Here is an 11,591-nt window from a genome sequence, read left to right as displayed (position 1 = left end):
GAGGCAAGCTTGAAGTACACATTTCGGCGCAACAGTCACATCGGGGCAATGGATGCGGAGTCAGACAACAAGTATTTAAAAGAATGTTTCTTTGAAACCGGTGACTTGCAGGTATTGCAGGATTGCAGTGAGCCGAAACGGATAGTCGTTGGTCGAGTTGGGGCTGGAAAGAGTGCTTTGCTTGGGCGCTTGTTAGAAACATTCCCGAATGCCATTGAGGTGAAAGCGGAAGACCTTTCGCTAAACTGGATATCCAACTCTGACATCATTCAGTTTTTTGAGAATGCTGGCGTCAAGTTAGATTTGTTTTACCAGTTGCTATGGAAACATGTCTTTGTCGTTGAATTATTGAAGCGACGCTATCGCATAACCGATAGAGACCCAAAAGGGTTTCTAACGAATTTTCACGAACTTTTTAGACGCGACCCTGCCAAGCAGCGGGCAATCCAGTATTTGGAGCAATGGGGGGATAAGTTCTGGCTTGATACGGAAATGCGAGTCAAGGAGTTTGCATCCAAACTCGAACAGAAGTTATCCGCTTCGATCGATACAAAGTACGGGCCACTCACGTTAAACGCTGCAGGGGCCAAAAACCTTTCTGATGAGATTCGTGGAGAGATCGTTCACAAAGCGCAAAGCATCGTCAATGCCAATCAGGTCCGCGAGCTTGGCGAAATCGTTAATTTTCTGGCAGATGATGTTTTTTCCGATCCATTAAATCGCTACTACATAGTCATTGATCGTTTAGATGATGCTTGGGTTGATGACCGCATCAGATTCAAGCTAATCCGTGCCCTGATAGAGACTGCTAAAGCATTCGTTCGTGTTAGATCAGTCAAAATTGTCGTCGCGCTTCGAGAGGACCTACTCAGACTCGTTTTCGATCAAACGCGTGACGCAGGTTTTCAAGAGGAAAAATACGAATCACTTTTCCTGCGCTTGCGATGGAAGCCCGCGCAGCTGCGTGAGCTTTTAGATTTACGCATCGCAATGCTTGTGCGAGAGCAGTACACAAGCAGAAGAGTAACTTTTAATGATGTTTTTCGAGGCGAGGTCAGAGGGGAGAGTGCATTTGATTATGTTGCCAGTAGAACACTATTCAGGCCCCGCGACGTAATTGCCTTCGTAAACTGCTGCATAGAGCTTTGTGAGAACAAGGAGTATATCCCGCCCTCAGCAGTTCAGGATGCAGAGAAAAAATATTCAGATGGGCGTTTACGCTCACTCGCTGATGAATGGCGAAATCATTACCCCGATCTGGTTATTTATGCCGAATTAGTGCGAGGGCGTCCGGCATCTTTCAAGTTTACCGATATCACCGAAGAACAGTTTCAAAGCTTTATGTCGGATGCTTTCGAGGCTCTTCCTGATGAAGATCCTTTTAAGCAACTGGTTTCTGAGTATTTGGAAAGCAAACGTTCGATGAACTATTGCCTCCAGCAAATATTGAAAATCTTGTACACAGCATCGGTTGTTGGCATCAAACCACAAGCAACCGATAAAACAAGTTGGTCGTTCCTCGAAGATAGAGGTGTGCCTGACGGCCAGTACAAATCAAGCTCGTCAATTCAGGTTCACAAAATGCTGTGGCGGGCGCTCGATACGTTCCTGCCACCTAGATTGGGTAGTCAGCGCAAAGGTTGAAAGGCGCAGGACATGCAAACCCCTTTCTCCCTCCGCATCTTCGTCGCCGACGGCGACCCCGACGGCCTGCGCATCGTCGACAAGTCCAACTGGATCGGCAAGGCGCTGGTGTTCCCGCGTGCGCTGCTGCCGCAGATCAAGGCCCGGCCAGAGTTGGCGCAGACCGGCGTGTACCTGCTGCTGGGGCCGCGCCCGGATGGTGAGGGCGACATGCTCTACGTGGGCGAGGGCGACCCCATCCTTCCGCGTTTGCAGGATCACCAGGCCAAGAAAGACTTCTGGACCCGCGCCATTGGCTTCACCACCACCACGGCCGGGCAGCTCAACAAGGCGCATGTGCAGTTTCTGGAGTCGCGCCTGATCGCCCTGGCCCGCGCCGCCAAGCGCATGCCACTGGACAACGCCAACCAGCCCGCCGAGCCATCGCTGAGCGAGGCCGACCGGGCCGACATGGAAGTCTTTTTGGGCCACATGCTGGGCATGCTGCCGGTGCTGGGGGTGCATGCGTTTGAGCAAGCGCCCAAAGCCCCCGCGGCCAAGGCCGGCCCGGTGCTCACCTGCAAGGGCAAGGGCGTGCAGGCCACGGGCTACGAGGCCAGCCAGGGCTTTGTGGTGCGTACTGGATCGCAGGCTGTTGCAGACACCTCTCCCAGCATGGAGCACCACGTTCGCGGAATGTGGGAACTGCGCCAAGAACTCATTGGCAACGGCGTGCTAACTCTCGCGGGCGCTTTTTATGTTTTCACCCAGGATTACCCATTCAGTGCACCAAGTACGGCGGCAGGGGTTGTTCTGGGTCGAATTGCGAATGGGCGCATTGAGTGGAAGACGGCGGAAGGCCGCACGCTGAAAGAGCTGCAAGAGGCCGAGGCGGCGCAGTAATCAATTCACTACAATTTTGATAGCTGCTTGCGCTTGATAGACGGGCGGTAGGTGCCATTTTTACCCAAACGCCTACCCTTGCAGCGCTATCCGCGGCGCTTCACTCACTCGATTTAAAAACCCATTTTGGGTATTAAAATGCCCAAAATGGGTATACAGCCAATACACACCGCCGCAACACACCGCACCAGCCTGGCGGGTGCCCTGTTTTCTGGCACGCAGCAGCGCGTGCTGGGCCTGCTGTTTGGGCAGCCGGACCGCAGCTTTTACGCCACCGAGTTGATCAACCTGGCGGGCGTGGGCTCGGGGGCGGTGCAGCGGGAGTTGGCGCGCCTGGCTCAAAGTGGCTTGGTCACTGTCAAACCCGTGGGCAACCAGAAGCACTACCAGGCCAACCCGGTTTCGCCCATCTACGAAGAGCTGTGCAGCATGGTGCGCAAGACCGTGGGCATGGCCGAGCCGTTGCGTGCGGCACTGGCACCGCTGGCAGCGCAGATCAAAGTGGCGTTTGTGTATGGCTCCGTCGCCAAGCAGCAAGACACGGCCCGCAGCGATATTGACCTGCTGCTGGTGAGCGATACCCTGACCTATGGTGACACCATTCTGGCGCTGCAAAACGTAAGCGCGCAGCTGGGGCGCGAGGTCAACCCCAATATCTTTACGCCGCAAGACTTTGCCAAACGGCTAAAGGAAGGCGGCTCTTTCGTGTCGCGCGTCATGGCGCAACCCAAGGTCTGGCTGATAGGAGGACCTGATGACCTCGCCCTTTGAAAACCTGGCCGGGCCGGGCAAGGCTCTGCGTGCAGAGCCTCCCGATGCGAATGAATTTGCGGGCCTGCAGCGCATGGGGCTGGCCCGCCTGCAAGACGCCCAAAAGCCAGACCTGGCCGTTGAAAGCCAGTTTGACCTGGCCTACAACGCCGCACACGCGCTGTGCCTTGCAGCCTTGCGCTGGCATGGCTATCGCTCGGGCAATCGATTCCTTGTTTTTCAACTGCTGCCCCACACGCTGGGCCTGGGCCCCGAGGTGTGGCGCGTACTGTCCAAATGCCATGACGCGCGCAACCTCGGCGAATACGAAGGCATGCTCGAAGTCGATACGCGGCTCGTCACAGACCTGATCACGGCCTGCAAACAGGTGGCAGACAAACTTGGTGCCTTGCCACCCATCACATCCGCATGAACACCACCACCCACTCTCTCGTCCAGAAGCTCTGGAACTACTGCAACGTGCTGCGCGACGACGGCATGAGCTATGGCGACTATGTGGAGCAGCTGACGTACCTGCTGTTCCTGAAGATGGCCGATGAGCGCTCGCAGCCGCCCTACAACCAGCCCAGCATCGTGCCAGCCGAATACGCCTGGGCGTCGCTACTGGCCAAGGATGGTGACGATCTTTTTGAGCACTACCGCCACGTTCTCGAAAAGCTGGGGCACGAGAAAGGCACGCTGGGCCTGATCTTCGGCAAGGCGCAAAACAAGTTTCAAGACCCGGCCAAGTTGCGCCGGGTGATTGTGGATTTGATCGGCGCTGAAACCTGGACGGTGCTGGGCGCAGATGTAAAAGGCGATGCCTACGAAGGCCTGCTGGAGAAAAACGCCCAAGACACCAAGAGCGGTGCGGGCCAGTACTTCACGCCCCGGGCGCTGATCCAGGCCATGGTGGAGTGCATTGCGCCCAAACCGGCGGAGCGCATTTGCGACCCGGCATGTGGCACGGGTGGCTTCTTATTTACCGCGCACAACTACATCACGGCGCACAACAAAAGCCTGACGCGCGAACAGCTCAAGCACCTGAAGGAGAAGGCCTTTACCGGCTACGAACTGGTGCAGGCCACGGCCCGCGTGTGCGCGATGAACATGATGCTGCACGGCATTGGCTCTGAAAAATCCGTGCCCGTGGTGGTGGGTGATGCGCTGGCTGTAGACCCCGGCGAGCGCTTTGAGGTGGTGCTGGCCAACCCGCCGTTTGGCAAGAAGAGCAGCACCGTCATCGTGGGTGAAGACGGCCGCACCAGCACCGAAAAGGACACCATCGAGCGCGACGATTTCTGGGCCACCACCAGCAACAAACAGCTCAACTTTGTGCAGCACATCAAGACGCTGCTCACCACCCACGGCCGCGCGGCGGTGGTGCTGCCCGACAACGTGCTGTTTGAAGGCGGCGCGGGCGAAACCATCCGCAAAAAACTGCTGCACGAGTGCAATGTGCACACACTGCTGCGCCTGCCCACCGGCCTGTTTTACGCCCAGGGCGTCAAGGCCAATGTGCTGTTCTTTGAAAAGAAACCCGCCAGCGAAACGCCGTGGACCCAGCAGCTGTGGATTTACGACCTGCGCACCAACAAGCACTTCACGCTCAAGACCAACCCGCTCACCCGCGCGGACCTGGACGAGTTTGTGACGCTGTACCAGGCAGACAACCGCCAGCAGCGGCAAGCCACTTGGTCGCCCGAAGTGGATGCCATCAAAGGCTCCAGCCCCGACGGCCGTTGGCGCGCGTACAGCTACGACGAGCTGGTGGCGCGGGACAAGACGAGCCTCGATATCTTCTGGCTCAAAGACGAATCACTGGCCGACAGCGACAACCTGCCCGCACCGGGCGTGATTGCGCGGGACATTGTGGAAGACCTGCAAGCGGCGCTGGCGCAGTTCAGGCTGATTGCGGGTGACCTGGGGGAAGTGGTGGAGGAGTAAGGGTGGCAGAGTGGCAGGCATACGCCCCTCCCCCCGCTCTGGATGTACGGCCCCTATTTGCGTCTGCACCGCACCACTTGAAGCCGTTCACGCTGAGTTTGTCGAAGCGCAGCGCGAGGCTTCGACAGGCTCAGCCCGAACGGTTGCCTCAAGTTCAGACTCCCGATCCATCGCGCTGGATTGACTAGCTCTGTATCTGCCCCCACAGCTTGTCCAGCCGCTTCACGCTCACCGGCTGCGGCGTGCGCAGCTCCTGCGCGAAGAAGCTCACGCGCAGCTCTTCCAGCAGCCAGCGCAGCTCCTGCATGCGCGCATCCACCACGCCCTTGCGCTCGGCCACCAGGCGCCAATAGCGTTGCTCTTGCGGGCGCAGTTCGGCCAGCTTGGCAGCGTCGCGGGCGGGGTCGGTGCGGACCTTGTCCAGGCGCAGGGTGATGGCCTTGAGGTAGCGGGCGTAGTGGGCCAGCTGCGCCCACGGCGCCACGGCGATGAAGTTCTTGGGTACCAGGCGCTGCAGCTGCTGCAGGGCGTCCGCTGTCGCATCGGGCGCGCTCTTGGTGTCCTTGATCTTGCGGGCGGCCGCCGCGTATTCGATGAGGATGGTGCCCGCCAGGCGCGCGACCTCGTTGGCGATCAGCGTGAGGCGGCCCCTGCCCTCTTCCACGCGGCGCTTGAAGGCGTACTCGTCGGTGGGCAGCGGGTCGAGCAAAAAGGCCCGGTCCAGCGCCACGTCGATGATCTGGGTGCGCAGCTCTTCTTGTGTGCCCAGCGGCATGAAGGCCACGGCCATTTTCTGCAGGTCGGGGATGTTCTTTTCGAGGTACTTGAGCGCGTCCTTGATCTGCAGCGCAAACAGGCGGCGCAGGCCTGCGCGGTGCTTGGCGGCGGCGACCTCGGGCTCGTCAAACACCTCGATGCTCACGGCGTCGCCGCCGTCGATGAGCGCCGGGAAGCCGATCAGCGTCTGGCCGGCCTTTTTGATCTCCATGAGTTCGGGCAGCTCGCCAAACGTCCAGGTGGTGTAGCGCTGGCCTGCAGGGGCCGCTGCGGGCGCCGGGGTCGGCGCTGCTTTTGCTACATTTTTAGTAGCTTCTATGGCTTTTCCAGCGGGCGCTGGAGCCGTTTTTTTATCCGATGCTTCTGACGCACCCGCCTGGCCGCCCAGCTTGAGCCCCGCCAGCGCCTGGAAGGCACCGCGCGCCTTGGCGCCCCACTCGGCCTTGAGGGCGCCCAGGTTGCGGCCGTAGCCCAGCTGGCGGCCATGTTCGTCCACCACGCGGAAGTTCATGAACAGGTGGGGGCTGAGCATGTCGAGCTTGAAGTCGGCGCGCTTGACATCCAGCGAGGTCTCGTCGCGCACCTGCTTGAGCAGGGCGTCGGTGAGGCCGCCGGTGCCAAAACGCTCGGGCGCGTTGAACAGCTCGGCCAGCCGCGCGGCCGACTCGGGCAGCGGCACGAAGCGGCTGCGCGGGCGCTGGTGCAGGCTTTTGAGCAGCGCCTGGATCTTGTCCTTGAGCATGCCGGGCACCAGCCATTCGCAACGCTCGTCGCTCACCTGGTTGAGCACGAACAGCGGGATGGTCACGGTGATGCCGTCGCGCGCGTCGCCGGGCTCGTGCAGGTAGGTGGCGGCGCAGTCCACGCCGCCCAGGCGCACAGTCTTGGGGAAGGCGCTGGTGGTGATGCCCGCCGCCTCGTGGCGCATGAGTTCGTCGCGCGTGAGTTTGAGTAACTCGGGATTGGCGCGGCTCGCGTCCTTGTACCAGCGCTCAAACGTGGTGCCGCTGCACACGTCCTGCGGCACCTGCTGGTCGTAGAAGGCGTAGATGAGTTCGTCGTCCACCAGCACGTCCTGGCGGCGCGACTTGTGCTCCAGCTCCTCGACCTTGGCGATGAGCTTCTGGTTGGCGGCCAGGAACGGCAGGCGGGTTTCCCACTCGCCGCCCACCAGCGCCTCGCGCAGGAAGACTTCGCGCGCGCCCTGCGGGTCCACCTTGCCGAAGTCCACGCGCCGGTTGTTGTAGACCACGATGCCGTAGAGCGTGGCACGCTCGAGCGCGGTGACCTGCGCGGCCTTCTTCTCCCAGTGCGGGTCCAGCATCTGCTTCTTGAGCAGGTGGCCGCCCACCTGCTCCAGCCACTGCGGCTCGATGGCGGCAATGCCCCGGCCGAAGAGGCGCGTGGTCTCGACCAGCTCGGCAGCAACAATCCAGCGGCCAGGCTTTTTGTTCAGATGCGCGCCAGGGTGCTTGTAGAACTTGATGCCACGTGCGCCCAGGTACCAGTCCTCCTCGTCGCTCTTGACGCCGATGTTGCCCAGCAGGCCCGAGAGCATGGACAGGTGGATCTGCTCATAGCTCGCGGGCTGCGTGTTGATCTGCCACTTGTGCTCGGTCACCACCGTAAGCAACTGGGTGTGGATGTCGCGCCACTCGCGCAGGCGCCGGATGCTGATGAAGTTCTGGCGCAACAGCTGCTCATACTGGCGGTTGCTGAGCTTGTGGGTAGGCGCTGGCAACGCAGCCGCGCTGGCCGCTGCAGGCGCTGCGGCAGACGCCGCAGCCACGGCACGCTGCGCCACGGGCAGGTGCGCTTGCGAGGGCGCCTTCTGCTGCGCCATGGCTTTCTGAGCGCGCGCCGACGGCAGGCTCGGTGCACCGCCGCGCGCTTCGTTGATCCATTTCCAGAGCTTGAGGTAGCCGCTGAATTCGCTTTTTTCGTCGTCGAACTTGGCGTGCGCCTGGTCGGCCTGCTGCTGGGCTTCAAGCGGACGGTCGCGCACGTCCTGCACGCTCAGGGCGCTGGCGATGACCAGCACTTCGTCGAGTGCACGGCGCTCACGCGCCTCCAGAATCATGCGGCCCACGCGCGGGTCCAGCGGCAGTCGCGACAGCTCCACGCCCATGGGGGTGAGTTCGTTGGCATCGTCCACCGCGCCCAGCTCGGACAGCAGCTGGTAGCCGTCGGCAATCGCACGGCCCGAGGGGGCCTCGATGAACGGAAACTGCCCCACGTCGCCCAGGTGCAGCGACTTCATGCGCAAGATGACGCCCGCCAGCGAGCTGCGCAGGATTTCGGGGTCGGTGAAGCGCGGGCGGCTGTTGAAGTCCGCCTCGTCGTACAGGCGGATGCAGATGCCGTTGGCCACGCGGCCACAGCGGCCCGCGCGCTGGTTGGCAGCGGCCTGGCTGATGGGTTCCACCAGCAGCTGCTCCACCTTGCTGCGGAAGGAATAGCGCTTGACGCGCGCCGTACCTGCGTCAATCACATACCGGATGCCCGGCACGGTGAGCGAGGTCTCGGCCACATTGGTGGCCAAAACAATGCGCCGGCCCGTGTGGCCATCAAAGATGCGGTCCTGCTCGGCCTGCGACAGCCGGGCGAACAGGGGCAGCACCTCGGCATTGCGCATCACCGGCTGATGTGACAGGTGCTTGCGCAGGTGGTCCGCCGCCTCGCGGATTTCGCGCTCGCCGGGCAGGAAAATCAGGATGTCGCCACCCGCATTGCCCGCCCACAGCTCGTCCACTCCGTCTGCAATCGCTTCGTTCAGGCCGTGGTCACGCGTCTCTTCAAAAGGCCGCCAGCGCTGCTCCACCGGGAAGGTGCGGCCGGACACCATGATGACCGGGGCTGGGCCCTTGGCACTCTCAAAGTGTTTGGCAAACCGGTCGGCATCGATGGTGGCCGAGGTGACGATGACCTTGAGGTCGGGCCGGCGCGGCAGGATCTGGCGGATGTAGCCCAGCAGGAAGTCGATGTTGAGGCTGCGTTCATGCGCCTCGTCGATGATGATGGTGTCGTAGGCCTTGAGCAGCGGGTCGGTCTGCGTTTCGGCCAGCAAGATGCCGTCGGTCATCAGCTTGACCGAGGCGTCGCGCGAGAGGCGATCCTGGAACCGCACCTTGAAGCCCACCACGTCGCCCAAAGGCGTGTTCAGCTCTTCGGCAATGCGCTTGGCCACGCTGCTGGCGGCAATGCGGCGCGGCTGGGTGTGGCCGATGAGCTGGCCCCGGACCTTTCCATCGGGCCCCGGCTTGGCATTGCACTTGCCCCGGCCCAGCGCCAGCGCAATCTTGGGCAGCTGCGTGGTCTTGCCCGAGCCCGTCTCGCCACACACGATGATGACCTGGTGCTTGCTGATGGCCGCCATGATCTCTTCGCGCTTGCCCGAAACGGGCAGGGAATCAGGAAACGTGATGCGCAGCGGCGTGGCGGGGGCGGCGGCGCGCGGGGCGGTGGGCGTGGGGGAGAGAGGCGCGGATTCGGTCATGAAGGCACGCATTATCCGAGAGCCTGGGTTTTCGGTATGTAATGCGCACACCGTCTTCACCGCACGGCGATGTCTCCGTGGCCGGTGCCCCCCTGGAATGCCCGAATGCCCCTGCAGACATCTGCCCAAACGCCCGTTGCCGACGACGACCGCACCCCGCGCCCGCCCCCGTCGCGGCGCGACTGGCTGGCGTGGGCGGGCACCTCCGCCCTGGCGCCCCTTTCACCCGTGCTTGCCCCCTTGCTTGCGGGCTGCGGGGGCAGCAACAACCCGGGGCCCCAGCTGGCGGCCACCATGGCCTGGGGCCGCCAAGCCATCCGGCAGGCCATGCAGGCCAGCCAGGCGCGGGCCGCCTCCGTTGCACTGCTGCAGGGCGAGCGCCTGGTCTGGCAGGAGGCCTTTGGGGTGCTGGACGACACCTCCCGCGCGCCGGCCACGCCCGACACGCGCTTCAACGTGGGCTCGGTGAGCAAGGTGCTGGCGGCGCTGGCCGTGGTGGTTTTGATGGACCGCCAACTGCTGGAGTTGGACGCCCCCGTGGTGCGCTACCTGCCGCAGTTCACCATGCTGTCGCCGGGCTACCGCGACATCACGGTGCGGCACCTGCTGAACCACGCCTCGGGGCTGCCCGGCACCTACCCCCACCACCTGTTTGCCTTTGCCCCGCAGCCGGGCTATGCGGCCGGGCTGGAGGCCGCGCTGGCCGACATGCACCTGAAGCACGCGCCCGGCGCCATGGCGGTGTACTGCAACGACGGCTTCACGCTGGTCGAGCGCATCGTGCTCGCGGTCACAGGCCAAACCTACCCGGCGTTTGTACAGTCAGCCCTCCTCAACCCGCTGGGCATGGCCCGCTCGGGCTACACGCTGCAGCCCCTGCCGGCCGGCAGCTTTGCCCACGGGTACATCGGCAACCTGCGCCAGGGCCAGGAATTTGTGATGGGCTACGCCACCGGCGGGCTGTGCACCACCCCGGGCGACATGATGAAGCTGGCCGCCCTGCTGATGCGGGGCGGTGAGCTGGATGGCCAGCGCATCGTTTCGAAGGCCGCCGTGGCCGAGATGGGCAGCGCCCAGACCCAGGGCATGCGCCTGAACCACCTCACCCCCGACTGGCACGGGGGCCTGGGCTGGGACAACACCCTGCAGCCGGGCCTGGACGCTGCGGGCTTTGTGGCCTGGCAAAAGAGCGGCAGCACCATGTTCCACGCCAGCGACTTCTACGTGCTGCCGCAAGCGGGCCTGGCGCTGTTGCTCACGGGCAGTGCGCCTGGCTTCAAACCCGGGCCCCTGGCCGAAGGCATCTTGCTGCGCGCGCTGCAGGAAACGGGGCAGCTGCGCACCCTGCCGCCCAAGGTGTCGGTGGCCACACCGGCGCTGGCCACCATCTCTTCCAGCGCCGTAGATGCCTTGCTGGGCATCTACGGCTGTGCCTCCAGGCCCATGAAAGTCGCCTCGCCCGACGGCCAGCAGGTGGATGTGTCGATCTGGTCCACAAAGGCCAAAGACTGGGAGCCGCTGTGCACCGGGCTGCGCCTGTGCAGCGATGGCTGGTGGTGGTCAGACGCCCAGCCCCGCACACAGTACCGCTGGGAGCAGGCCGAAGGCCGGCGCTACCTGCTCGCGCGCGAGCCCGCCATGGCCGGGCACTACGGGGTCACCACGCCCGTGGCGCAGCAAATGCCGCGGGCCCCGGGCCCGCTGCCGCCGGCCTGGACGGCGCGGCTGGGCAGCACCTGGCTGCTGGCCAACGAGGGGCCCGACTCCATCCCGCTGGCCATGGGCGCGGGGGCCGCCACCCTGCAGGAGCTACCAGACCTGCCCGGCTACCTGTTCTGGGACGACAGCCAATTCCTGCGGCCACTGTCGGCAGACCGCGCTGGCATGGTGGTGCAGGTGCCGCACAACGCGGGCCGCGACCTGGTGGAGCTGGTGGTGCAAACGCACGACCAGGAAGAGTGGCTCAACGCTGCGGGCTGGGCCTACCGCCGCCAGGATTGATTCCATTTTCAAGTCATCCGTGCCGTTGACCAGGGACGCAATGGCTGCGCCTGTAGCAGCCGAAAGCTCAGCATGCTTATGATGCGCGGTTTGG

At 62.9% G+C, this 11,591-nt stretch carries 7 protein-coding genes; 6 read left to right on the top strand and 1 reads right to left on the bottom strand.

Features of this window, described 5'->3' with window-relative positions; translation table 11 throughout:
* Positions 1-9: 9 nt before the first annotated feature.
* The 5 genes from DBV10_RS04915 (at position 10) to DBV10_RS04895 (ending at position 5,223) form a co-directional block, all read left to right on the top strand.
* On the top strand, positions 10-1,644 hold the full coding sequence (locus tag DBV10_RS04915) for a P-loop ATPase, Sll1717 family (RefSeq protein WP_199740039.1): 1,635 nt from the start codon (positions 10-12) through the stop codon (positions 1,642-1,644).
* 12 nt (positions 1,645-1,656) lie between these two features.
* Positions 1,657-2,526, top strand: a complete 870-nt coding sequence (locus tag DBV10_RS04910) for a GIY-YIG nuclease family protein (protein ID WP_124511206.1) — start codon at positions 1,657-1,659, stop codon at positions 2,524-2,526.
* Between the two features lie 147 nt (positions 2,527-2,673).
* On the top strand, positions 2,674-3,297 hold the full coding sequence (locus DBV10_RS04905) for a transcriptional regulator (protein ID WP_124511204.1): 624 nt from the start codon (positions 2,674-2,676) through the stop codon (positions 3,295-3,297).
* Positions 3,281-3,709 carry a hypothetical protein gene (locus DBV10_RS04900; protein WP_124511202.1) on the top strand — a complete coding sequence of 143 codons (429 nt, stop codon included), beginning with the start codon at positions 3,281-3,283 and terminating at the stop codon, positions 3,707-3,709. The genes DBV10_RS04905 and DBV10_RS04900 overlap by 17 nt, the downstream gene beginning before the upstream one ends.
* Positions 3,706-5,223 carry a class I SAM-dependent DNA methyltransferase gene (locus DBV10_RS04895; protein WP_124511200.1) on the top strand — a complete coding sequence of 506 codons (1,518 nt, stop codon included), beginning with the start codon at positions 3,706-3,708 and terminating at the stop codon, positions 5,221-5,223. The genes DBV10_RS04900 and DBV10_RS04895 overlap by 4 nt, the downstream gene beginning before the upstream one ends.
* A gap of 184 nt (positions 5,224-5,407) precedes the next feature.
* On the opposite strand, the gene hrpA is transcribed toward DBV10_RS04895, so the two are convergent.
* On the bottom strand, positions 5,408-9,496 hold the full coding sequence (gene hrpA, locus DBV10_RS04890) for an ATP-dependent RNA helicase HrpA (protein ID WP_124511198.1): 4,089 nt from the start codon (positions 9,494-9,496) through the stop codon (positions 5,408-5,410).
* A 105-nt stretch (positions 9,497-9,601) separates the two neighbouring features.
* Here hrpA and DBV10_RS04885 point away from each other — a divergent pair, with 105 nt between their 5' ends.
* Complete coding sequence (locus DBV10_RS04885; RefSeq protein ID WP_124511196.1) at positions 9,602-11,497, top strand: serine hydrolase; 1,896 nt, start codon at positions 9,602-9,604, stop codon at positions 11,495-11,497.
* Positions 11,498-11,591 lie beyond the last annotated feature (94 nt).

Origin of the sequence: Acidovorax sp. FJL06, assembly GCF_003852545.1 — a bacterium.
Classification (GTDB): Bacteria; Pseudomonadota; Gammaproteobacteria; order Burkholderiales; family Burkholderiaceae_C; genus Acidovorax.
This window is presented reverse-complemented; position numbering and strand designations above follow the sequence as displayed.

Excerpts from the sequence above, each read along its gene's own strand:
- DBV10_RS04910 (WP_124511206.1), top strand. The coding sequence starts at position 1,657 with ATGCAAACCCCTTTCTCCCTCCGCATCTTCGTCGCCGACGGCGACCCC.
- DBV10_RS04905 (WP_124511204.1), top strand. The coding sequence starts at position 2,674 with ATGGGTATACAGCCAATACACACCGCCGCAACACACCGCACCAGCCTG.
- DBV10_RS04900 (WP_124511202.1), top strand. The coding sequence starts at position 3,281 with ATGACCTCGCCCTTTGAAAACCTGGCCGGGCCGGGCAAGGCTCTGCGT.
- DBV10_RS04895 (WP_124511200.1), top strand. The coding sequence starts at position 3,706 with ATGAACACCACCACCCACTCTCTCGTCCAGAAGCTCTGGAACTACTGC.
- hrpA (WP_124511198.1), bottom strand. The coding sequence starts at position 9,496 with ATGACCGAATCCGCGCCTCTCTCCCCCACGCCCACCGCCCCGCGCGCC.
- DBV10_RS04885 (WP_124511196.1), top strand. The coding sequence starts at position 9,602 with ATGCCCCTGCAGACATCTGCCCAAACGCCCGTTGCCGACGACGACCGC.